21 protein-coding genes are annotated in these 23,855 nt (G+C 61.9%); 17 read left to right on the top strand and 4 right to left on the bottom strand.

The features are described from left to right. Nucleotides 1-35 precede the first annotated feature (35 nt). The 16 genes from ASH00_RS14125 to ASH00_RS14050 all read left to right on the top strand — a co-directional run bounded on the left by ASH00_RS14125 (nt 36) and on the right by ASH00_RS14050 (nt 18,582). Nucleotides 36-1,127, top strand: coding sequence for a tRNA (adenine-N1)-methyltransferase (locus ASH00_RS14125; protein WP_056549576.1), 1,092 nt, complete (start codon nt 36-38; stop codon nt 1,125-1,127). A 108-nt stretch (nt 1,128-1,235) separates the two neighbouring features. Next, nucleotides 1,236-3,002, top strand: coding sequence for a proteasome ATPase (gene arc / locus ASH00_RS14120; protein WP_056549621.1), 1,767 nt, complete (start codon nt 1,236-1,238; stop codon nt 3,000-3,002). A 62-nt stretch (nt 3,003-3,064) separates the two neighbouring features. Then, nucleotides 3,065-4,648, top strand: coding sequence for a depupylase/deamidase Dop (gene dop, locus ASH00_RS14115; protein ID WP_082566167.1), 1,584 nt, complete (start codon nt 3,065-3,067; stop codon nt 4,646-4,648). Between the two features lie 38 nt (nt 4,649-4,686). Beyond that, complete coding sequence (locus tag ASH00_RS14110) at nt 4,687-4,896, top strand: ubiquitin-like protein Pup (RefSeq protein WP_056549574.1); 210 nt, start codon at nt 4,687-4,689, stop codon at nt 4,894-4,896. Between the two features lie 6 nt (nt 4,897-4,902). Further along, nucleotides 4,903-5,721 (top strand): proteasome subunit beta, encoded by an 819-nt coding sequence (prcB, locus tag ASH00_RS14105; RefSeq protein WP_442854361.1) that lies wholly within the window; start codon nt 4,903-4,905, stop codon nt 5,719-5,721. A 2-nt stretch (nt 5,722-5,723) separates the two neighbouring features. Continuing rightward, a complete protein-coding gene (gene prcA, locus ASH00_RS14100) occupies nt 5,724-6,455 on the top strand; it encodes a proteasome subunit alpha (protein WP_056549570.1) in 732 nt (243 codons plus the stop codon). Beyond that, nucleotides 6,455-7,816, top strand: a complete 1,362-nt coding sequence (pafA, locus tag ASH00_RS14095; protein WP_056549568.1) for a Pup--protein ligase — start codon at nt 6,455-6,457, stop codon at nt 7,814-7,816. Before prcA ends, pafA begins: the two co-directional genes overlap by 1 nt. 129 nt (nt 7,817-7,945) lie before the next feature. Further along, on the top strand, nt 7,946-8,881 hold the full coding sequence (locus ASH00_RS14090; protein WP_056549566.1) for an FKBP-type peptidyl-prolyl cis-trans isomerase: 936 nt from the start codon (nt 7,946-7,948) through the stop codon (nt 8,879-8,881). 11 nt (nt 8,882-8,892) lie between these two features. After that, entirely contained in the window at nt 8,893-9,288 is a 396-nt protein-coding gene (locus tag ASH00_RS14085) for an FKBP-type peptidyl-prolyl cis-trans isomerase (protein WP_056549564.1), read from the top strand. A 90-nt stretch (nt 9,289-9,378) separates the two neighbouring features. Next, on the top strand, nt 9,379-11,358 hold the full coding sequence (locus ASH00_RS14080) for a helix-turn-helix transcriptional regulator (protein WP_056549562.1): 1,980 nt from the start codon (nt 9,379-9,381) through the stop codon (nt 11,356-11,358). Between the two features lie 10 nt (nt 11,359-11,368). Then, the gene (locus tag ASH00_RS17065) at nt 11,369-11,704 is read left to right on the top strand and encodes a hypothetical protein (RefSeq protein ID WP_056549559.1); all 336 of its coding nucleotides are present in this window, start codon (nt 11,369-11,371) and stop codon (nt 11,702-11,704) included. Nucleotides 11,705-11,743: 39 nt separating this feature from the next. Continuing rightward, nucleotides 11,744-12,034 (top strand): Sec-independent protein translocase subunit TatA, encoded by a 291-nt coding sequence (gene tatA / locus ASH00_RS14070; RefSeq protein WP_056549557.1) that lies wholly within the window; start codon nt 11,744-11,746, stop codon nt 12,032-12,034. A 47-nt stretch (nt 12,035-12,081) separates the two neighbouring features. Next, nucleotides 12,082-12,867, top strand: coding sequence for a twin-arginine translocase subunit TatC (gene tatC / locus ASH00_RS14065; RefSeq protein ID WP_235563322.1), 786 nt, complete (start codon nt 12,082-12,084; stop codon nt 12,865-12,867). Nucleotides 12,868-12,917: 50 nt separating this feature from the next. After that, the gene (locus ASH00_RS14060; RefSeq protein WP_056549554.1) at nt 12,918-15,737 is read left to right on the top strand and encodes a DEAD/DEAH box helicase; all 2,820 of its coding nucleotides are present in this window, start codon (nt 12,918-12,920) and stop codon (nt 15,735-15,737) included. Nucleotides 15,738-15,771: 34 nt separating this feature from the next. Continuing rightward, on the top strand, nt 15,772-17,400 hold the full coding sequence (locus tag ASH00_RS14055; protein ID WP_235563321.1) for an amidohydrolase: 1,629 nt from the start codon (nt 15,772-15,774) through the stop codon (nt 17,398-17,400). Between the two features lie 444 nt (nt 17,401-17,844). Continuing rightward, on the top strand, nt 17,845-18,582 hold the full coding sequence (locus ASH00_RS14050; protein ID WP_056549552.1) for a polyprenol monophosphomannose synthase: 738 nt from the start codon (nt 17,845-17,847) through the stop codon (nt 18,580-18,582). Between the two features lie 114 nt (nt 18,583-18,696). On the opposite strand, the gene ASH00_RS14045 is transcribed toward ASH00_RS14050, so the two are convergent. From ASH00_RS14045 to ASH00_RS14030, 4 genes are all read right to left on the bottom strand, one after another. After that, on the bottom strand, nt 18,697-19,044 hold the full coding sequence (locus ASH00_RS14045) for an RNA polymerase-binding protein RbpA (RefSeq protein WP_056549551.1): 348 nt from the start codon (nt 19,042-19,044) through the stop codon (nt 18,697-18,699). A 235-nt stretch (nt 19,045-19,279) separates the two neighbouring features. After that, nucleotides 19,280-20,227 carry an SPFH domain-containing protein gene (locus ASH00_RS14040; RefSeq protein WP_056549550.1) on the bottom strand — a complete coding sequence of 316 codons (948 nt, stop codon included), beginning with the start codon at nt 20,225-20,227 and terminating at the stop codon, nt 19,280-19,282. A gap of 36 nt (nt 20,228-20,263) precedes the next feature. Continuing rightward, nucleotides 20,264-20,743: an NfeD family protein gene (locus tag ASH00_RS14035; protein WP_056549549.1), complete on the bottom strand. Its 480-nt coding sequence runs from the start codon at nt 20,741-20,743 to the stop codon at nt 20,264-20,266. 130 nt (nt 20,744-20,873) lie between these two features. Then, nucleotides 20,874-21,749 carry a putative RNA methyltransferase gene (locus ASH00_RS14030; protein WP_235563320.1) on the bottom strand — a complete coding sequence of 292 codons (876 nt, stop codon included), beginning with the start codon at nt 21,747-21,749 and terminating at the stop codon, nt 20,874-20,876. Nucleotides 21,750-21,815: 66 nt separating this feature from the next. Between ASH00_RS14030 and ASH00_RS14025 the strand changes: the two genes are divergently transcribed. Beyond that, complete coding sequence (locus tag ASH00_RS14025; protein WP_056549548.1) at nt 21,816-23,831, top strand: S9 family peptidase; 2,016 nt, start codon at nt 21,816-21,818, stop codon at nt 23,829-23,831. The last annotated feature ends 24 nt before the right edge of the window (nt 23,832-23,855 follow it).

Genomic DNA, 23,855 nt, shown 5'->3' with positions numbered 1-23,855 from the left:
GTCAGGTTGCCTCAGCAGAACCACCGGAGGACTCCATGAACACCAGCCAGCATGAGACGGATGAGGCTCCGTCAAACCAGCGCTTTGCACCGCAACCCCACGGCGCGGCAGCCCGCCGAGGGCCGCTGCGTCCCGGTGAGCGCGTACAGCTGACCGACGAGAAGGGGCGAATGAACACCGTTACCCTGACTCCGGGCGGTGCATTCCACACTCACAAGGGGTTTCTCAGCCACGACCAGCTGATCGGCATTCCTGAAGGAACAATCGTCACCAACACCACCGGCGGGCAGTATCAGGCACTCCGCCCGCTGCTGTCCGACTTCGTCTTGTCGATGCCTCGCGGCGCTGCGGTTGTCTACCCCAAGGATGCCGGTCAGATCATCACCATGGCAGACATCTTTCCCGGAGCCCGGGTAGTGGAAGCCGGTGTGGGTTCGGGTGCACTGTCCATCTCGCTGCTCCGCGCGGTCGGTGACAACGGATACCTGCACTCGTTCGAACGCCGCGAGGAATTCGCGGACATCGCCAAAGGCAATGTCGAAACGATCTTCGGCGGCGAACATCCCGCCTGGCAGATCACGCTCGGGGATTTCCAGGAGCGGGTTCTGGAAACGGAGCAGCCGGGAAGCGTTGACCGCGTCGTTCTGGACATGCTCGCGCCATGGGAGTGCCTTGACGCCGTCGCCACCGTGCTGGCACCGGGCGGAGTGTGGATCAGCTATGTGGCCACCGTTACCCAGCTTTCCCGGACAGCGGAGGCGATCCGCGCCGATGGCCGGTTCATTGAACCGGACGCGTGGGAGTCGATGGTGCGTGGGTGGCACCTTGAAGGACTGGCTGTGCGCCCCGACCACCGGATGGTGGCGCATACCGGATTCCTGCTCATTACCCGCCGTCTCGCGCACGGAGTGACCGGAATCAGCACGAAGCGCCGACCGTCAAAGACCGGATTCAGTGAAGAAGACCTCAACGCCTGGACGCCGCAGGCGGTGGGCGAGCGCTCAGTGTCGGACAAACGGCTGCGGCGGGTCGCGCGTGATGCAAGTTCGACCATCCAGCGCGGCGCATTGTCTGACGAGGAGGCGCAGTTCCGGCGTGAATCCGAGGCATCCCGGCAGACCGACTGACCCGAGCGCTTCCGAGATGACGAAGTTGTCACTATCGGCATAATCCGATGTGCACTGCGCTATGGTCAAAAGAGAACGCAACAGACAACGGTGAAGGTGGCGATCGCGTTGGATACATCGAGTAATGAGTCCGGAACGCCTCGGTCCGCGCCCAATGCCAACCCGGCTCCGACCGACGGACAGCTGGCAGTTGCGCAGCGCCAGATCAATGTCCTGCGGGACAAGCTTCGGCACATTGATCGACAACTGGCGTCCGCCACGCAGAACAACTCCAAGCTTGTTTCGGCGCTGGAAGCCGCCCGGACCGAAATTGTTCGGCTCAAGGCGGCCCTCGAAAAAGAGGGGGCCGCGCCCTTCAGCTTCGCGACTGTCATCGAAGTGAACGCCCGTATTTCGTCCGGCGAGGCTAACGGTGCTCAGGCCGCACAACAGGTCAGCGCTGACATCTTCCAGTCGGGCCGGAAGCTGCGGGTCGCTGTCAGTCCGCTTGTGAACATGGACCAGCTGATGCCCGGGCAGGAAGTTCTGCTGAACGAGTCCTTGACAATCGTCGCGGCGCTTTCATTCGAGCGCGCCGGCGAACTGGTGACCACCAAGGAGCTGCTCGGCAAGGACAGGGTTTTGGTCATCGGGCGCGCCGACGAAGAGCGCGTAGTCCGGTTGAGCGGCCCATTGCAGCAGCAGAAGATCCGTGTCGGGGATGCATTGTCCGTGGACAACCGGACTGGTTATGCGCTGGAGAAGATTGCACGTTCTGAGGTGGAGAACCTCGTTCTCGAAGAAGTGCCTGACATTGCTTACGAGGATATTGGAGGTCTGGGACCGCAGATTGAGCAGATTCGCGACGCCGTCGAGCTGCCTTTCCTCCACCCGGACCTCTACCGCGAGCACGGGTTGAAGGCTCCCAAGGGGATTCTGCTCTATGGTCCGCCAGGGTGCGGCAAAACGCTCATCGCCAAAGCCGTAGCCAATTCGTTGGCGGCGAGGGCAATCGAGCGTACCGGATCAGAGGAAACCCGCAGTTACTTCCTTAACATCAAGGGTCCCGAGCTGCTGGACAAGTATGTCGGTGAGACCGAACGGCACATTCGGCTGATTTTTGCCCGTGCACGAGAGAAAGCTTCGGACGGCTCGCCCGTTGTCGTCTTTTTCGACGAAATGGATTCGCTGTTCCGCACGCGCGGTACCGGAGTGTCATCCGATGTAGAGACAACCATCGTGCCGCAGCTGCTCAGCGAGATCGACGGTGTCGAGAAGCTGGAGAACGTCATCGTGATCGGTGCTTCGAACCGTGAGGACATGATCGATCCAGCCATCCTCCGCCCGGGACGCCTCGATGTGAAGATCAAGATCAACCGACCGGATGCTGAGGGTGCGGCGGAGATTTTTGCGAAGTACGTGACCGGCAACCTACCCCTTCACAGGGATGATCTCGCCGAATATGGCGGCAGCACCGCTGCCGCCATCCAGGCTATGGTCCGCCGCACTGTGGAGAAGATGTATTCGACGGAGAAATCGAACGAGTACCTGGAGGTGACCTACGCCAACGGTGACACGGAGATGCTCTACTTCAAGGACTTCAACTCCGGCGCAGTCATCCAGAACGTGGTGGACCGCGCGAAGAAGAGCGCAATCAAGGACTTCCTGCTGAACGGTCAGAAGGGGTTGCGAATCGAGCACCTGCTGCAAGCCGTGGTGGACGAGTTCCGCGAACACGAGGACATGCCGAACACCACAAATCCCGATGACTGGGCGCGCATCTCGGGCAAGAAGGGTGAGCGCATCACGTACATCCGGACCATCGTGCAGGGCAAGGCAGGGCAGGAACCGGGCAAGACCATCGAAACCACTGCTAACACCGGGCAGTATCTGTGACCGAACCTTCATCCACTGCTGCATCAACAGTCGATGTGCCGCCTCTGACCGTCCACCGTGTCATGGGCACTGAAACCGAATACGGAATCATCGCTCCCGGTATCTCCGATGCGAATGCAACCGTGCTTTCCACACAGGTTGTGAACGCGTACGCTGCAACACTGCGCGAAGGTTTGGGGAATCTCGCCGGTACCCGTTGGGACTACACGGACGAAGCCCCGCTGTCCGACGCCCGCGGCTGGCAGATGGGACGGTCCGTCGCTGACTCTTCCCAGCTCACCGATGAACCCCCAGTGCTCACGGCGGAGGAGGTCGCCCTCGTTGACCAGGGGGGCACCGATCCTTCGGAAGATGCTGCGGTGCTGATGAACCTCGTCCTGAGTAACGGCGCGCGGCTTTACGTGGACCACGCCCACCCGGAGTACTCAAGTCCGGAGGTAACGAACCCGCTGGATGTTGTGCGCTGGGATCGTGCCGGAGACGTTGTTGTGCAGCGCGCCATGGCCCGTATCGCGGCTACCCACGGCTTCGCGCCCGTCATCCTCTACAAGAACAACACCGACAGCAAGAGTGTTTCGTACGGGTCCCACGAAAACTACCTTGTACCCCGAAGCGTTCCCTTCGGCAGGATCGCCGCCGCATTGATCCCGTTCTTCGTAACCCGCCAGGTCATGTGCGGAGCGGGACGGGTGGGTATGGGTTCCCTTAATCAGCAGCCCGGTTTCCAGCTGAGCCAGCGGGCAGACTTCTTCGAGAATGAAGTTGGTCTGGAAACCACCGTCCGCAGGCCGATCATCAATACACGGGACGAGCCGCACGCGGTCGCCGAGAAGTATCGCCGACTGCATGTCATCATCGGTGATGCGAATCTGAGCGAGGTATCCAACTATCTGAAGCTCGGAACTACCTCGCTTATTCTGTCGCTGATCGAACATGAGCTGGTTCCCATCCCGGAAATTGCCGAACCGGTCCGGGAACTGCAGGCGGTCAGTCACGACCCCTCCCTGCGTCACCTCATCAGACTCACCGATGGTCGAAGGGTGACAGCCCTCGACGTTCAGCAGATGTATCTCGAAGCTGCACGGTCCGCAGTGACCGCCCAGGGCGGGGGAGATGCACAAACAGCGGATGTGCTTGCCCGGTGGGAGTCCCTGCTTGAAACGCTGCGTCGAGATCCCATGGAAGCTGCCGGTCAGGTGGACTGGGTCGCCAAGCTGAAAGTATTACAGGCATACCGTGACCGGGATGGCCTCGGTTGGAAAGATCCACGGCTGGCGCTTATCGACCTGCAGTACGCGGATCTCAGGCCGGACAAGGGCATCTATTACCGTCTCGCTGCCAGGAACGCAATGGAACGCCTGGTGAGCGACGACGACGTCGTTGCGGCAGTCACGGATCCCCCCACGGACACGCGGGCCTACTTTCGCGGACGCTGTATCTCGGCCTTCCCGAAGGAAGTGGTTGGTGCGAGCTGGGATTCCATTATCTTCGAACTGCCGTCGCAGCGAAGGCTTCAGCGTATCCAGACGCGCGAACCACTTCGCGGGACGGCCGCGTTGACGGAGGAATTGTTCGCCGGTTCGCGGACGGCGGAGGAATTTGTGTCCCGGCTGCAGCGCGGTCCGGAACCCAGCATGGCACCATAGAAGTAGCCGACAACAGGCCGAAGAGAAGGGCTCTCATCATGGCAACACAGGATCAGCGGAACACCGGATCACGCCCCGAGGAGCAGGACGAGGCCACCGTCGACGCTGCGCAGGCGCCTGCCGCCGCTCAGTCGCAGGACAGCAGCCAGACCGAAGGTGTAGATGACCTTCTGGATGAGATCGACGGCGTACTTGAATCCAACGCGGAAGAGTTCGTCCGGGGATTCGTGCAGAAGGGTGGACAGTAGCGCATGCTGCCGGAAGACGCGGCCGCAACCATAGGCCGGGCCGCCTCCACTTCTTTCTCCGACTACATCGCCGCACAGAATCCAGCCGCGCTTCCCTCCGCCCGCAATGCAGCGAACCATTCGGCCGGAGGCGCTGACCTCGCGCCGCACGCCACAACCATCGTGTCGCTCACCTATGCGGGCGGCGTGCTGATGGCCGGTGACCGGCGCGCAACGATGGGCAACATCATTGCCAGCCGCCACATTGAGAAGGTTTTTCCGGCGGACATGTTCTCGGTCCTCGGGATCGCCGGAAGCGCTGGAATCGCGCTCGATATCACGAGGCTGTTCCAGGTTGAACTGGAGCACTATGAGAAAATCGAGGGCACACGGATGAGCCTCGACGGTAAAGCGAACCGCCTTGCCGCCATGATCAGGGCAAACCTGCCGCTGGCGCTCCAGGGCCTGGCCGTTGTTCCGCTCTTCGCTGGTTTCGATACCACCCGCAGGGTCGGACGACTTTTCTCCTTCGATGTCACCGGCGGCCGTTACGAAGAGCAGGAGCACCATTCCGTTGGCTCCGGTTCCGTTTTCGCCCGCGGTGCACTCAAGAAGCTGTGGAAGCCCAACCTCGGGGAAGACGACGCCGTGAAGGTGGCGGTGGAAGCCCTGTATGACGCGGCCGATGACGATTCCGCAACGGGCGGCCCGGACGTCGTGCGCCAGCTCTGGCCCGTGGTCTACACGGTCAACGGTGCGGGAGCGCGGCGAATCCCCGAACGAATGCTGGCGGAAGCCGCCGAGGACATCATCGCGTCGCGCTCGGTCTCAGGGCGGGAGGCTTAATAATGACTCAGCAGTTCTACGTTTCCCCCGAACAACTCATGAAGGACCGAGCCGATTTCGCGCGTAAGGGGATTGCACGCGGCCGGTCCGTCGTTGTTCTCAGCTGCAGGGAAGGCATCGCCCTGGTCGCGGAAAATCCCTCACCCTCGCTGCACAAGCTTGGCGAGATCTACGATCGCATAGCGTTTGCTGCCGTGGGCAAGTACAACGAGTTCGAGAGTCTTCGCCAGGCCGGCGTGCGGTATGCGGACGTGCGCGGCTATTCGTATGACCGCGAGGACGTGACTGCTCGCGGCCTTGCGAGCGTCTACGCGCAAAGCCTCGGCGCGGTCTTCACCGCTGAAAGCAAGCCGTTCGAGGTGGAGCTTGCGGTGGCGGAGGTCGGCGCGTCCAGTGCGCAGGACCACATCTATCGGTTGACCTTCGACGGTTCCATTGCCGATGAAACCGGCTTCATTGTGATGGGGGGTCAGGCTGACGCCGTCGTGGAAGCCCTCAAGGACCGCTGGAACGCTGACCAGGATTTCGGTGAAGGCATTCGTGCAGCAGTTGACTCCCTTCGCTATGACGGCGGTCCAAACTCCCAGCCCAGGGAGCATCCCGGTTCGAAAACCCTCGAGGTGGCGGTTCTGGACCGCAACCCACTGACAACGCGCGGCAGCGCCCGAGCTTTCCGCCGTATTAGCACCCAGGAGCTGGATGTCATGCTGAACTCCGACCGGGCATCGCTGTAATGGACCGCCGGATCTACGGAATTGAGACAGAGTTCGGGATTGCCTACTCCGGTCCCAACTCCCGGCCGCTTTCGCCGGAGGAAGTGGCTCGCTATCTGTTCCGCAAAGTAGTGAGCTGGGGCCGGTCCTCGAACGTTTTCCTGACCAATGGGTCACGTCTTTACCTGGATGTGGGCTCGCACCCTGAATACGCAACGGCCGAGTGCGACGACGTCGCGCAGCTCATCGCGCATGATCGCGCCGGCGAACTCATCCTCGAAGACCTGATTGCCGAGGCTCAACGCAAGCTCAGCCAGGAGGGTTACGACGGCCGGGTCTACCTTTTCAAGAACAACACCGATTCCGCCGGCAACTCCTACGGATCCCATGAGAACTACCTCATACCGCGCAAGCTGGAATTTTCCCGTCTGTCCGACATCCTGATCCCGTTCCTCGTTACCCGCCAACTCCTCGTCGGAGCAGGCAAAGTTCTGAAGACGCAGTCAGGATCGCTGTACGCTTTTTCACAGCGCGCCGATCACATCTGGGAAGGTGTGTCGTCAGCGACTACCCGCTCGAGGCCGATCATCAATACCCGGGACGAGCCGCATGCCGACGCCGAATATTTCCGGCGCCTCCATGTCATCGCGGGTGATTCGAACATGTCGGAAACAACCACCCTGCTGAAAATCGCATCCGTCGATCTGATCCTGCGCATGATTGAAGCCGGTGTCATCATGCGGGACTTCCGTCTGGAGAATCCCATTCGGAGCATCCGGGAGATCTCACACGACCTCACTGGCAAACAGCCGTTGAAGCTTGCCAATGGGCGTCGTGTATCAGCACTGGACATCCAGCGGGAGTATCTGAGCCGTGCACGCGCCTTCGTCGCCGCTGAGGGAGCGCATACTCCGCACCTTCCACGGGTCCTGGAACTGTGGGAGCGGACCTTGAACGCCGTTGAAACCGGCGACCACACGCAGGTCGATCGCGAGATCGACTGGGCGATCAAGAAGAAGCTCTTGGATCGCTACATGGAACGAAACAACCTCGACCTTGATTCAGCACGGATCGCCCAGCTCGACCTCACCTATCACGACATCTCGCGGTCGCGGGGCCTATTTTTCATGTTGCAGGCCCGCGGGGAGACTGATCGCGTAGTGGACGACGTCGACATCAAGGCCGCGGTCGATATTCCGCCCCAGACCACCCGGGCTCGGCTGCGGGGCGAGTTCGTGCGCCGCGCGAAGGAAGCCAACCGCGATTTCACCGTCGACTGGGTGCACCTGAAGCTCAATGACCGGGCACAGCAGACCATCCTCTGCAAGGATCCGTTCGCCGCAGAAGACGAGCGCGTGAGTGCTCTTCTGGAGCATCTCTAGGCCCTGTCCCGCTCACCGGAACGGGAGAAACTTTTCCACCCAACCCGTTAGGGTAGGTAAGTCCGGTGCCGAGAGGACGGCCGGCAGGATCGCGGAACCGCGTTCTCCATCCCACGTGAAAGAAATACTGTGCGCAAAGTATTAGCATTCCTGCTGCCCACGATGCTGTTCCTGACGGCATGCGGCGGAGCAAGCACACCCGCGGAGTTCGACCAGGACGGCAAGTCCGCCGGGGCAGTTGAGACCCTTGAATCGGTAGAGGTCACCGACGCCGGACCGGACACCGCTCCGGAAGTTGAGTTCGACGCTCCGCTTGACATCACGGAACAAGGTGCTCGCGCCATGACCGAGGGGGACGGCGCGGCCCTCGAGGCGGGCCAGAACGTGAGCGTCCATGTTCTGTCTCTCAACCCTGAGGACGGGAGCCCGCTTCAGAACTCGTATGAGGCCGGGGCGCCCCAGACCCTACCGCTGGATGAAGAGCTTCAGGAAGTCTATCCGCCGCTATATGAAGTCCTCCTTGGATCCAAGGTGGGCTCCCACATAGCCTTTGCAATACCTGCGGAAGAAGAAGTGCCCCAGTCGCAGGATGTGCTCTTGATGCTGCAGGTAATCAGTGCCGAGAATCCTCCCCAGAAGCTCTCCTCTGAGGAAGTTGCCGAGCTTGAGGAAGCCGGACAGCTGCCTACTGTGACGCTTAACGACGAGGGTGTTCCCTCGATCGAATTCCCGGACAACGAAGCCCCAGCAGACCTCGTCGTCAAGGTCATCGAAGAGGGAACCGGCGAAGAGGTTACGGAAGCGGACACCATCGCCGCCAATTACACCGGATGGTCCTGGCAGGGCGAGCAGTTCGATTCCAGCTTCGATCGCGGTGAACCCTCCGAGTTCCCGCTCAGCGGTGTCATCCCCGGGTGGACCCAGGGACTGTCCGGCCTGAAGGTCGGCGCCAAGGTCCTGCTCGTGATTCCGTCCGACATGGCGTACGGTGATCAGCCGGCGCAGGGACCGGCGGGACCGCTCGCTTTCTATGTCGAAATAGTCGAAAAAGTATCCGCAGAGTAAGAGGAGTTTCTATGTCTTTCGGACAGCGTGAATATGACCGAACCAAGCCAGAGGTCGATTTCCCCGGCGAGGACCTTCCGGCGGACCTCATCATCAAGGACCTGATCGAAGGAACAGGCCGTGAAGCGGAAGTGGGGGATACCGTCTCCGCGCACTACGTCGGCGTCGCATTCTCCACCGGAGAGGAGTTCGACTCCTCCTGGAACCGCGGTACGCCGTTGGACTTCCGTATCGGAGTGGGTCAGGTCATCCAGGGTTGGGACCAGGGTATTCCGGGCATGAAGGTCGGCGGACGGCGCCGGCTGGAGATCCCGCCGCATCTCGCGTACGGCGATAGCGGCGCAGGCTCAGCCATTGCACCCGGAGAGTCACTGATCTTCATCGTGGACCTGATGGGCGTCCGGTAACGGACCGAAACGCGGGCGGGCAGCAACACCAAATGGTGTGGCTGCCCGCCCTTCGTCGTTGAACCTCTTCGGGAAGGTATCCTTGCCACCGTGTCAGCGAAACGAACGGAGCGCCTGCTCACCCTGGTGATGCTGCTCCTGTCCACCCGCCAGGGATGGACCAAGGAGGACCTGTTCCGTGAGATCGAACAGTATGAGCAGGCGCCCACGCCCGCTGCCCGGGAGAAGCTCTTCGACCGGGACAAAGCCACGCTGAGGGAACAGGGTATCCCGCTTGAGTCATTCACTGAAGATCCTTTGTTCGACAATGACAATGCGTCCATCCGCTATCGGATCAACGCTGACGATTACCGCCTTCCGGGGATGAGTTTCACTGCCGCTGAGTCCGCGGCCCTCACCATCGCGGCGGGTATGTGGGAAGAAGCCTCGCTGGGTGCGGCGGCATCCCGCGCGCTAAGAAAGTTGCAGGGCAGGGGAGTAGGCACGGAGACAGTCTCTCCGTCTCCGATCAATGCCCGTATCCAAACGAATGAACCGTTTTGGGACGCGCTCTGGCAAGCCACCACAGGGCGCAGAGTGGTTCGGTTCGGGTACAGGGCGGCAAGTACCGGAGAGGAGCGGGAGCGCAGGGTGCAGCCGTGGGGAATGGGTAGCCGGTTTGGGCACTGGTATCTCGTTGGCTTCGATCTCGACCGGGAGGCAGAGCGCTGGTTCCGCCTTACCCGCATGACCACGCCCCCCGCAACGCTACGCGGTACATACAGCGTTCCGGCCGGCTTCTCCATGTCCACTTCGCTCGCAACACTCAAGGCCGAGAATCCTAACCGACGGGCGACCGTCGCAATCCGGACGGGAACCTGCCAACTCCTCCGGGCGCGGCCCGGCGCACGCTCAACCCTGCACGGTGATGGGTGGGACATCCTGACATTTCCTTACTCAAATGAAGCAACAGCGGCAGGTGTGATCGCGTCCTTCGGATCGAACGCTGAAGCGCTCTCCCCGGAACCGCTGGTTGCGGAAGTACGACGCCTGCTGACCGGAGCGGCGCGTGCGCTACGGGATACGCCGCCGTCGTTCTTTCTGGAAGGAAACTACACGGCACAACCTGCCTCCCGGCCAACCGCTTCGACCGAGGACCGAGTGTTACGGCTGCTCGACCTGGTGCCCTATCTGCTCAACAACCCAGGAGTGGAGGTGGCCGAAGCGGCTCGCGCCTTCAGCATCACCCCGGCTCAGCTGATCAAGGATGTGGAGTTGCTCTTCGTGAGCGGTCCGCGCTTCTACCCGGACGGCCTGATAGACATCGAGCTCGACGACGGCCGAATTTATATCAGCGACCCCCAGTCGCTGGGCGATCCCATCCGCTTCGGCCTTGATGAAGTCTGCGCACTCCTGGTGGGACTGGATACCTTGATCAACCTCCCTGGCCTGCCCGATCACTCAGCGGTCCGCTCGGCACGGGAAAAGCTCCGCGCGGGTGCAGGGGAGGCAGGGGGCATGAATGACTCGATCGCCACGAGGATCACGGAGGACGAGGTTGCTCCTGTCCTTGCCGCGGTGCGTGCCGGAATCGAGCAGCGGAGGCAGTTGCACCTGCGCTACGTCGTACCTGCCCGTGACGAGGTGACCGAGAGGTTCGTGGAGCCTCTCAGCGCGTTCCTCCACGAGGATGCCTGGTACCTGGATGCCTGGTGTCACAGCGCCGGCGGTCGTCGCAACTTTCGGCTTGACCGCATCCAGCGGGTGGAACTGACCGAACTGCCGAGCACACAGAAGGCGGAGACTCCATCCGTGATCTTCGACCGGTCAGTCGCAGATCACAAGGTTGTGCTTATCCTGAACCCAAGCGTGCAGTGGATCGCGCAATCCTATGCGGCTGAGCGAACAGCGAAGACTGACGATGGCAGGCTTGTCGCGGAAATCAGTGTCGGCACCACCGCCTGGCTACCGGGTCTGGTGGCGAGCCTTGGAGGTGAGTGCAGCGTGGCATCCCCGCAAAAGGAGCGGGAACATGCCCTCAGCTTCATTGACGCAGCGCTGACCGTTCGAGCACCGCGCACCGCCACCTAGACTTGACCCTATGGAATGGTGGACGTGGATTCTTCTGTGGCTCGCGCTAGCCGCGCTTTCGCTTCTCTTTCTGGGTTTCCTCGCTTGGCGCCTCTTCCGCGGCTTCACCGCGCTCATGGAGGAAGCAGGGCGAGCCTCGGAGCTCTTGGCACCTGATTTCGGCACTGTGGAGCGGACTGCTGAGGAGCGGCGGGTGCCCCTCGCCGTTTTTGCATCTCCTGCTGTGGTCCGCACCCAGAATGCTGTTGCCTCCAGGACCCGCAAGTGGCAGCGGTTGGAGCGAAGAGTACGGCGGCGCTCACTTCACGGGCAGCCTCAGCTCCTGCGTGACTTACCGCACCTATGACCTAGACTTGAATCCAGACTCACCGAGAGGACATTCGTCATGCAGATCCAGGGTTGGCACATCCTTATCATCATCGTTATCGCGATCCTGCTGTTTGGCGCGCCCAAACTCCCCGGTCTGGCGCGCAGCGTCGGCCAGTCGCTCCGCATCTTCAAGTCGGAAGTCCGGCAGATGAAGGAAGAAAACGGTTCCACCGACGCTGATGATTCCGCGCCGGTAGAAGGACGGGTAATGGATCAGCCCCGCCGCGATGAAGCGCCGCGGAGCACCGATCCCCAGCACGGCTCCACCCGCTCCTCGGGACCGGGCAGCTCGTCTTCAACCAGCTGAGCAGGATGCCGAGGGTAAAAGGGCGCAAATCGAACCCCGAGGGGAGGATGGCGCTCAAAGAACATCTGATCGAGGCGCGCAACCGGCTTTTCAAGTCCGCCATCGCGCTCGTCGTGGGGACCGTCGTCGGATTCTTCATTTACAACCCGGTGCTCGAAGCCCTCGCTGAGCCGGTACGGAACATCAATGAGATTGACGGAAGAAATGCGGCGCTGAATTTCGACGGCGTCGGGTCCCCGTTTGACCTGATGATTCAGATCTCGGTCTTCCTCGGTCTCGTGATCGCCAGCCCCGTCTGGCTCTACCAGCTGTGGGCATTCATCACGCCGGGTCTGCGCGTCAAGGAGCGGCGCGTCGCGCTCGGTTTCATCGCCGTTGCCGTTCCACTGTTCATCGGAGGCCTTTCCCTGGCCTGGCTGATCCTGCCGGGTGCGGTGCGGGTACTGACAGACTTCACACCGGAAGGTTTCGCGAACCTCATTTCGGTTCCTGTGTACATAACCTTCCTCCTGCGGCTGATGCTCGCTTTCGGTATTGCCTTCCTCCTGCCCGTGGTGCTCTTCGGACTCAACCTCGTGGGTGTCATCAAAGGCAAGCAAGTGTTGAAATCCTGGCGCGTCACCGTGTTCCTGATCTGTCTGTTCGCGGCGATGGCGGCACCAGGCGGAGATGCCATGAGCATGTTCTACCTGGCGGTGCCGTTGCTGCTGCTGTTTTTCGTGGCAGTTGCGCTCTGCCTGGTCAATGACAAACGCCGTGATAAGCGAAACGCTGCGAGGGACGCTGACATTGAGGCCAATGCGGATAGCGCCTCAAGGATCGACGGGCTCTGAGCCTGGCTCAGTTGCAGGAGCCGCGACCCTGCAGAGCTTAGGCTTGAACCATGACCTCCCCAGCCGAGCGGTACCAGGCAGCGCAGGCACGCAACCGGTACGAGAAAACCCGGCTTCACCAGTTTGAACAGACCCTCGGTTTTGAGCTCGACGAGTTCCAACGCGAATCGTGCACGTCACTTGAAGCGGGCAGGGGAGTCCTCGTAGCCGCGCCCACAGGCGCAGGAAAAACAGTAGTCGGTGAATTTGCCATCTACATGGCGCTCAAGGACCACCTCAAGGCGTTCTACACCACCCCCATCAAAGCGCTCAGCAATCAGAAGTACGCGGAGCTTGCCGCGGTCCATGGAGCAGACCGCGTAGGCCTGCTCACCGGTGACACGAGTATCAACTCTGAAGCCCCCGTCGTCGTGATGACTACCGAAGTTCTTCGCAACATGCTGTATGCGGACTCGGATACCCTTGCCGGCCTCGGATATGTCGTCATGGATGAGGTGCACTACCTGGCTGACCGGTTCCGTGGCGCTGTGTGGGAAGAGGTGATCATCCACCTGCCAACCGAGGTCAAGGTTGTTTCCCTGAGTGCAACGGTGTCCAACGCGGAGGAATTCGGGGCCTGGTTGGATACCGTGCGGGGAGACACCGATGTGGTGGTGTCCGAGCACAGGCCCGTACCGCTCTGGCAGCACGTGATGGTCGGTCATGATCTGCTCGACCTCTTCGCAGGGGAGGTCGCCTTCGACGAGGCAGCGGCCGAGGGATCCTCAACCGGCGCGGAGGAAAAATTTGCCGTGAATCCGGAGCTGCTAAACCTGGCCACCACCGAAACCCGATTGAATCAAAGGGCCCGCTGGGGGGCGGGCGGCTCCAAGCGAGGGCGAGGCAACACGAACCGTTACCAGCAGCCACAGGTCGCTGTGCGACGGGCAAGCCGCCCCCAGGTGATTTCTGCCCTCGACAGGGAAGGTCTTCTGCCTGCGATCACGTTCATCTTCTCGCGCAATGGCTGCGAGGGAGCAGTTACACAGTGCCTCGATGCCGGGCTATGGCTCACCACGGAATACGAGCGCGGCGTCATCAGTGAGCGGGTCGAGGAAGCAACCCTCGACATCCCGGAGGAGGATCTGGAGATACTTGGGTTCTGGTCCTGGCGTGAAGGGCTGATCCGCGGGTTTGCCGCGCATCACGCGGGGATGCTGCCCACATTCAAGGAAGTGGTGGAAAAGCTTTTCGAAGAGGGACTGGTCAAAGCCGTTTTCGCTACCGAGACCCTGGCTCTCGGCGTAAATATGCCGGCCAGGTCCGTGGTGCTCGAGAAACTCGACAAGTTCAACGGGGAAGCCCACGTGAACATCACGGCGGGAGAGTACACGCAGCTTACCGGCCGGGCTGGCCGTCGGGGAATCGACGTGGAGGGTCACGCCGTCGTGCTCTGGCAGTCGGGGACAGATCCCGGGGCGGTCGCCGGTCTCGCCTCGCGCCGGACCTACCCGCTGAACTCCAGCTTCCGGCCAACCTACAATATGAGCATCAACCTCGTCTCGCAGTTCGGACAGTACCGGACGCGGGAGATTCTTGAGACCTCGTTCGCCCAGTTTCAGGCTGACCGCTCGGTGGTGGGCCTGGCTCGTCAGGTCCGCACACGGGAGGAATCCCTCAAGGGCTACGCGGAGGCGATGACGTGTCACCTCGGTGACTTCTCCGAGTACTCCTCGATCCGCCGGGAACTGTCCGATCTCGAGGCTGCCGCATCCAGAGCGGGCAGCCGGAACCGGCGAAGCGCCGCTGCCGCCTCTCTTGAAGGACTCCGCCCAGGCGACGTCGTCGATATTCCTGCCGGTCGGATCGCGGGCTATGCGGTCGTGCTGTCTGCTGACGCAACGCGGGATCCCCGCCCTACCGTTCTCACCATGGAAAAACACGTTCGCCGGCTGTCGGTACAGGACCTCGACGGGCCGGTGGCGGTTCTTTCGCGGATCAGGGTTCCGAAACAGTTCGACGCGCGAAAGCCGAAGGACCGCCGGGACCTCGCTGCCTCTCTCAGGAACTCCCTGAACGACCGGCGCCCGCCCGCCACCAGAGCGCCGGTTGAGTTCCCAGCGACCGGTACCGAGCGTCAGGAAAAGGCGATTGCTGAGCTCCGCCGCCGGCTCAGGGCGCATCCCTGCCATGGCTGCAGCGACCGCGAGAACCACGCTCGGTGGGCCGAACGATGGTGGAAGCTGCGCCGGGAGACAGACCGCCTGGTCCAACAGATCCAGGGCCGCACAAACACCATCGCGAAAACGTTCGACCGGGTTTCCGAAGTACTGCTTCAGTATGGCTACCTTCAGGAAGACGCCGATCAGGGCCTGTCCACCACACCTGCAGGTCAGAAGCTGCGCCGCATCTATGGCGAAAAGGATTTGCTGATCGCGCTGTCCCTGGAGCACGGCGGATTCGACGACCTCGATGCGGCGGAGCTCGCTGCGTTTGCGTCGGCGCTCGTCTACCAGGCTAAACGGGAGGAACGCGGACTTCGTCCACGGATGCCGTCAGTCTCCCTTGAGACGTCGATCGACGTCGTTATCCGCCAGTGGTCACGCCTGACGGATATGGAGGAGCAGCACCGTCTGTCGGTCACGAGTGAACCTGACTTCGGCCTGGTGTGGCCGATCTACAAGTGGGCGCGAGGAAAGGGGCTCCAAAGCGCCCTGCAGGGTACCGATCTCGCGGCCGGGGACTTCGTCCGGTGGACCAAGCAGATCATCGACCTCATCGACCAATTGGCCAAAGTACCGGATCTGCCCCCCGGTTTCCGCCGCCTATGCATCAGTTCGATCGACCTGATCCGCCGCGGCGTCGTCGCCTACTCCGCCGTTACCGAATAGCCTGCCGGCTCATCTCACTGAAAGTTGCACGCCCGTGTCTGAAAATGATCGAAAGCCCATTCTTTACCGCAACGGTTCCGTCTATAGCGCAGCCGATCCGTTCGCAACTGCGATGCTGGTTACCGGCGATACGGTGGCCTGGGTCGGGTCGGAACATGCGGCGGCGTCACTGGCGGACAGCACCATGGTGGTGATTGACCTGCAGGGAGCGCTCATAGCCCCCGGCTTCGTCGATTCACACTTCCACACCACCGAGACCGGTCTGGCGCTGACCTCCCTTGACCTCACGGAGGTCAACAGCCTGGGTGAGCTGCTGGAGCTCATTGCCGGCGCTGCCGCAAGTATCCCGGGAACCATCATGGGAAACGGCTGGGATGAATCGAGGTGGTCCGAGCGGCGTCCGCCTACAGCGGCAGAACTCGACAACGCCTCCGGGGGCAGAGACGTCTACCTTGTCCGGGCTGACGTTCATTCCGCCGTCGTATCCGCGTCCCTGGCACAGCGGCTTGCCCTCCACACATATTCAGGATGGGACAACGGGTTTGTTGTGCGGGAGGCGCACCTCGCCGCACGGACCGCCGTCCGCAGCCCCGGCCCAGCTGAGCGGACAACCCTACAGCGAACCGCGCTGGATAATGCGGCCGCCAACGGGATCGTTGCGGTCGTCGAGATGGCTGCGGCCCACATAGCCCCGCGGGAGGACGTCCTTTCGCTGCTATCCCTTGACGGAGCGCATCCTGAGGTTCTTGCCTATTGGGGGCAGGCAGTGACTTCCGAAGAGGAGCTCCGCTCAGTGCTCGCTGGTTTCGATGGTCGGGTCCTGGGCCTGGGCGGGGATCTCAACGTGGACGGCTCGATCGGTTCCCATACGGCGCGCATGCGCGTCCCCTACGCTGACGCGCCGCACTCCAGCGGAACCGCCTTCATGCACGCCGACGACGTCGCTTCCCACCTCGGTGCGGCCACCGCTGCCGGCAGGCAGGCCGGTTTCCACGTCATCGGCGACGAGGGACTCGATACGGTGATCGCCGGGCTTGAGAAGGCCGCTGCGGTCCACGGAATCGAGAAGGTCCGAGCCGCACGGCATCGCCTTGAGCACGTCGAGATGGCCGATGACGAATCCATCCGCAGCCTCGTCCATTTCGGCGCTATTGTCAGCGCCCAATCCGGTTTTGACGCTCTGTGGGGAGCTCCAGGAGGCCTGTACGAACAGCGTCTCGGCCGTGACCGCTATGTGCCGATGAATCGGGTCGGGAGTCTGTTGAGTCAGGGCGTGCCTGTGTGCCTCGGTTCAGATTCACCGGTCACCAGAATGTCACCGTGGCAATCTGTCCGGGCATGCATGACCCACGCCAGCCCAGAGGAGAGAATTTCGGCGCGTGCGGCTTTCATTGCTCACACGCGCGCAGGATGGCGCGCGGTGGGTGCCGAAAACCCACTGCTGGGCCAACTGGTCCCCGGGGCTCCGGCTTCCTACGCGGTATGGGAGGTGGACGAACTCATGGTCCAGACACCGGACAGCAGAGTACAGTCCTGGAGCACTGACCCGAGGGCAGGGACTCCCTTGCTTCCCGCGCTGGATACCGGCAGTGAGCCTCGTTGCCTTGAGACCGTGCATCACGGCCGTCAGCTCTTCACTCGCGGCGGGCTGGACGCACGGTGAAGACCGACAAATGCCAAACCGGCGCTCTCACCGGGCGTGACGCTGACCTGCATAAACATATAAATTAGCAGGTCAGAGCGATGTTGACACTCTCACTACAGGCCGTAAGCTTTTAGATCTACGGGTTGAGATCCGGCATTCCGGACAGACCTGACCGAGCCACCACACACCGTGGACGCCGAAGGGGACGAAAGACGCGAACGTCGCGGATTTTCTTCGTGGTGGAAGGCTTGGTAATCACAACGGGTAGGTTTGCACGTCAGTAGAAAACAGCGCCGATCAATTGATCACTGCTGGCCCGAAGGCGTGTGAACCTACCCGTAACCACCATGTCCCCGTAGCCACATGTCGAGGATGCGCTCCGCGCATCGGCCTATACTGGGAAGCCGGTCCGGATTCTTCGGCTGTTGCGCCCTGCGCACAGGCCCATCGAAAGGTTCATGAGTGCGCGTTGTCACCATTATTCCTACCTACAACGAGCGCCAGTCCCTTCCGCTGACTCTTGACCGGCTACGAGCCGCAGTTCCGGATTCGGACGTCCTGGTAGTGGATGACAATAGCCCGGACGGCACAGGAGCAGTCGCGGACAGGATCGCCGCCAAGGACCCCGCAGTTCATGTCCTGCACCGGCACGGCAAAGATGGGTTGGGGGCTGCCTACATCGCCGGCTTCCGCTGGGCGCTCGAGCGAGGCTATGACGTCCTCGTCGAGATGGACGCTGACGGTTCCCACCAACCGGAACAACTACCTGCGTTGATTGATGCTGTTGCGGGCGCCCACCTGGTCATCGGGTCCCGTTGGGTTCCTGGCGGATCGGTGGTCAACTGGCCGCTCCACCGCAAGCTGCTATCCAGGGCAGGCAGCCTCTACTCACGTACCATGCTGGGGCTGACGGTCCGCGACATCACAGCCGGTTACCGGGCTTTCCGCAGAGAGACCCTCGAAAGCATCGATCTGGCTACGGTGGATTCTGTCGGCTATGGGTTCCAGGTGGACATGACGTTCAGGGTAGCCAAATGTGGGCTCCGCATTGTTGAGGTGCCCATCACGTTCGTGGAACGCGAGTACGGAGACTCCAAGATGAGCGGCAATATCGTCTTTGAGGCCATTGCCAACGTCACCCGCTGGGGCATTGCAGCGCGGTGGTCGGTTCTGGCCGGGCACCTATCCGGGAGACCGTAGCCACCAGGAGGCAGCCCCGCGCCCGACATCCAGCGCAGCAGAAGCAGGCCTTTTGGAATACAAGAGAAGCCCGGGAACTTGGTGAAGTTCCCGGGCTTCTCAGGTATCGACGAATCAGGCGGAGCGGCGCTCCCCGCGGCGCTCCCGAAGGATGTTCAGGCGATCCTCGAGAATCTGCTCCAGCTCCTCCATGGAACGGCGCTCCAGGAGCATGTCCCAGTGGGTACGAACGGGCTTGTCCCCGGAGGTGTCGGGACGCTCGCCATCCACCAGCAGCGCTTCCTTGCCGGTCTTGGAAACCCATACCGGAGGAATTTCCGCTTCAGCGGCGAAGGTCACGAAGACACGTTCGCCGTCCTCGCAACGGTACTCAACACGCTGACGGGGTGCCGGCTCAACGCCGGACTCAGTCTCCATGCTCTGGGCGCCAAGGCGCATACCCCGCAGGCTACGGTCGCTCATCTTTTCTCCCTAAACTACGTATGGCATCCTGGACTCCCAGATGCCTCTGCCGCACTCCCTTCGGGAGCACAGCACAACGACTTCGACGCCGTGTTACCACAGGTATAACGTCACTCAACCGCCGTCTGTTCCCGGCGGCACACTCCTTCGGCAAACACCCCACTATACCGACGCTTCTGGAATAGCCCAATTCGATCGGCCAGCCAGCGAACGGCATGATCTCAGCGGAGGAACCTCAGGAGCGGGAGTTGTCCTCTGCAGGAAGGGAAGACCCGGAGTCCTCCATTTCACCGCGCTCCTGCGCGCCCAGTACATTGCCAATTCCCTTGAGTGCTTCCCCTACTTCGCTCGGGATGATCCACAACTTGTTTGAATTGCCCTGAGCGAGCTTCGGAAGTGTCTGCAGGTATTGGTAAGCGAGCAGTTTTTGGGTCGGGTTGCCCTTGTGGATGGCGTCGAAGACTTTCTGAATGGCTTGCGACTCACCGTCAGCCCTCAGAATGGCAGCCTTTGCATCACCTTCTGCAGCCAGGATTGCGGCCTGCCGTTGGCCCTCTGCTGTGAGGATCTGTGACTGCTTGGTGCCTTCGGCAGTAAGGATGGCAGCACGGCGATCGCGTTCTGCACGCATCTGCTTCTCCATCGAGTCCTGGATGGAGTGCGGGGGATCGATCGCCTTCAGTTCCACGCGAGAGACCCGGATACCCCACCGTCCGGTGGCTTCATCAAGAACTCCCCGGAGTTGACCGTTGATCTGGTCCCGTGAGGTCAGCGCTTCCTCAAGATTCAGCCCGCCCACGACATTCCTGAGCGTGGTGGTGGTCAGTTGTTCGACAGCCTGAATGTAATTGGCGATCTCATAGGTTGCAGCCCGCGCGTCCGTCACCTGGAAGTAGACCACTGTGTCGATGGATACGACGAGGTTGTCTTCGGTGATGACGGGTTGCGGAGGGAACGAGACGACTTGTTCGCGCAGGTCGAGGAGTGGAAGCAGTCGATCGACAAACGGAATGAGGATGGTCAGTCCGGGCAGAAGTGTCCGCTGGTATTTTCCGAGCCGTTCTACGACACCGGCGCGAGCCTGCGGAATGATCCGCACGGATTTCACCAGGATGATCAGGACGAAAACGATCAGAACAATCAGAACAATGGTGAGTCCGATTGCGCCTGAATCTGTGAACATGGTTCCCCTTGTTGTGTGAATGGTGCAGGTCCCGTCTCACGACGGGATGATCGGTCCGCTTTCCGCCTGTTGTGTGCCGACGACGACGGCAGTCGCCCCATCGATCCGGGAGACGGTGGCGCGACTCCCGGCGGGCAACGAAGAGCCGTCGGAGGTCCGCGCGGTCCAAGTGTCACCACCGATCTTGACTGTGCCGGTCACCCCGGTCACCGGTTCCAAGGCGAGGGCTTGCTCACCGATCAGCCGGTCGATATTACTGAGCTGCTCGGCTGAGCCGCTCTTGAGGTGCCGGAGGGCCACCGGCCGAACGAGCACCACCATCAGGAGGGAGACGACGCAAAAGAGCACGACCTGGATGAAGAAGCTTGCTCCTGCCAGCGCTCCCACCAGTCCTGCAAGGGCTCCCGTTGCCAACATGAGGAAGAACAGGTCGAGAGTCAGCGTCTCAACCGCGGCCAGGCCGAGCACAAGCACGAGCCATAGTATCCAGGTGTTCTGAACCAGCCAGTCAAGCATCAGTCTTCCCCTCCCTGACGGCACTGCGGCTCTGCAATACGCCCGGAGTGCCTACCCACCATCATGCCAAACCCGCGGAGCGAAATATATAGCTCCGGCGGAATATCCCTGCGCGACATATCCTGACCGGCTAGCCTGTGTGCGCGCGCTTTTGGAAGACCTGAACGGTGAAGGCCGCGGTGACGTCCGAAGTGGGAGGAAGGGAGTCGACGTCGATGCTCAGGGTGTGGTGGCCTGCCGGGCCCATGGCCGCAACGTTGCGCACATCGATGGGGGAGAGGCGCATCCCGAACTCCACTCTTCTGGCTTCACTCTCGTCGAAGAATTCCGCCATCGAGGCGGCCACCTCTGTGGCCTTTCCAGGACGGATGCCGAGGAGCCCCGCAAGCTCTGCAATTTCCCGGAGATGATGTGGCAGCGGAGTGACCACCAGAGCGACCGCCCCGTCGCTGCAAACCCGAGCGAACTCAGGTACATTCCGCGGGGCGAAGATGTTGAGGAGGAGGTCTACGAACTGATCAGCGACCGGCAGGGGTCTCCAGACATCACACACCAGGCAGAGTGCATCCGGTAGCTCTTTTGCTGACCGCCTCAACGCATACTTCGAGATGTCCAGCGCGACCGATGCGGAGACGGACACCTTTTCCTGAAGCGCCTTGAGGTAGTAACCGGTCCCCGCTCCGACATCGAGGACCAGAGGCAGGTTCCCGGCGAAACTCTCGGCGGCCGAGGTGACCGCGTTCGCCAGCGGCTGGAAATGCCCGCCCCCGAGGAAGTCGACACGGGCCTGCACCATCGCTGCGGTATCTGATTCGAACTCGGTTCCCCGTCCGGTCAGCAGATTGAAGTAGCCCTGCCGTGCCGCGTCGAAGCGGTGGCCCCGCGGACAGCGCAGGAAGCGTGCCGCGCCGTCGTCCATCTTTTTCCCGTGCTGACCGGCGGAATTCACCGTCAACGGATCCCGACAAACCGGACAGAGGAGCAGGGATTCCGGGTAAGTCGGCACCCCACCATCGTAGGTGGACCCCTGCCCATTTTGAGTGTCGGCGCCTCGGAGGCATAGTCTCGAAATGTGAAACCAAACACACTCAATCTTCTTCATTCAGTGAGCGCACCCTCGCTCCACCCGGACACCCAACGCTGCGTAGTCTCCGTAACCCGGCCGGACTACGACGCCGACGCCTATGTCGGTCAGCTATGGGAGGTGCCGCTGGAGAATGGTTCTCCCCGCCGCCTCACCCGCGGCTTTCGGGACAGCTCACCCAAATACTCGCCCGACGGCGCCGCGCTTGCTTTCCTGCGGACATCCGCGGGGGGTAAGCCGCAGGTTTTCCTTACGGACAGCAGGGGAGGGGAGCCGCAGCAGTTGACCGACCGACCGCTCGGCGTGTCCGGGTTTGCATGGTCGCCCGACTCCCGACAGCTGGTGCTGTCCGCTCGCGTGCCCGAAGACGGCCGGTACGGCACGGTGGATGGAGTGTCCGGCGGGCAGGAGAATCCACGGCTCATCGACGGCTTCAAATACCAGATGAACGGTGCCGGATACATCGCGGACAAGCGGTCACAGCTTTTTCTCCTGGATGTTCCGCCGTTGGGTGAGGAGCCGTTTGTGAAGCCTGTCGGGCGGGCGGCACGCTCTGGAGAGGAGGACGCGCCCTCAGCTTTCGCAGAGCCGAAGCAGCTCACCGATGCGGATGCCGACCACTCCGAGCCGACTTTCTCCGCTGACGGCTCGCGCATCCTGTTCAGCGCCGCCCTGGAGCCGGACTCCGCAACCAACCTGCGTTCGGACATCTATTCCATTGCGCTGGATGGTTCCGACATGCAGCGGCTGAGCAACTTCACCGACGAACTCATCAGCTGCGGTAACCCGGTTCACAGCGAGGATGGCCAATGGCTCTTCTACCTCGGCAGCTCGCTGTCAACGAGCGGCGTCGACTTCGTGGCGCGTAATACAGCCCTGTACATTGCGCCGGTCGAGGATCCGGCTCAGGTGCGCGTATTGACGGATCCGGAAGTGCTCGACCTCGGGGAAGTCGGCGAAGTTGTCCAGGCTGGAGCGGACAGCGTCCTTGTCTTCAACCGCAGCCGCGGCGCCGGAGATCTGCGCCGTGTGAATTCGCAGGGTGCAATCCAAACGGTGGCGGACGGTGAATACATCGCGACGGGCGCCGCAAGCCGTGACGGCATCATCGTCGTCACCTACACGGACCCTGGCACCATGGGAGACGTTGCGAGGATCGACGGCAAGACGCTGACACGGCTGACCGACTTCTCGGCTGCCCTGCGCAGCGAGACAACAGTCGTCGAACCGCAGGAGGAGACGTTCACTGCGCCGGACGGCTATCCCGTGCACGGCTGGGTGCTGGTGCCGGAGGGCGAGGGCCCGCATCCGGTTCTCCTCAACATCCACGGCGGGCCCTATGCCCAGTACGGCTGGGGCTACTTCGACGAGGCGCAGGTGTTTCTCGAGGCAGGGTACGCGGTTCTCATGTGCAACCCCCGCGGCGCAGCCGGTTACGGTCAGGAACACGGCCGCGTGATCAAGGAAGCGATGGGCACGGTGGACATGCAGGACGTCCTCGCGTTCCTTGAGGGCGCTGTGGCGAAGTATGACGGGCTGGACGGAGACCGGATGGGTGTGATGGGCGGCTCCTATGGCGGTTACCTGACAGCCTGGCTGATTGCGAACGACCACCGTTTCCAGGGCGCCATCGTTGAACGGGGCTTCCTCGACCCTGAGTCCTTCATCGGCTCGTCGGACATCGGCTGGTTCTTCTCCGAGGCTTACACCGGCACGGACCCCGAGAAGGTCCGGGCGCAGAGTCCGTATGCGCACGTCGACAAGGTTCGGACCCCCACCTTCGTTATCCACTCGGAGGAGGATCTGCGCTGTCCGCTCGAGCAGGCGCAGCGTTACTATACCGCTCTGAAGCGCCACGGAGTGGAGACCGAAATGTTGATTTTCCCGGGGGAGACGCACGAACTGTCGCGCTCCGGCACACCGTGGCACCGGCGGCAGCGGTTCGAGCACATCCTGCGGTGGTGGGCTGACAAGTTGCCGAGCAAGAAGAATCAGCCGGCTTGACCCTGCGCGCATCTGAGGTGAAGG

This window comes from Arthrobacter sp. Soil782 (assembly GCF_001428435.1).
Classification (GTDB): domain Bacteria; phylum Actinomycetota; class Actinomycetes; order Actinomycetales; family Micrococcaceae; genus Arthrobacter_D; species Arthrobacter_D parietis.
The sequence above is the reverse complement of the archived record's forward strand: the minus strand, read 5'-3'. Positions and strand labels throughout refer to the sequence as shown.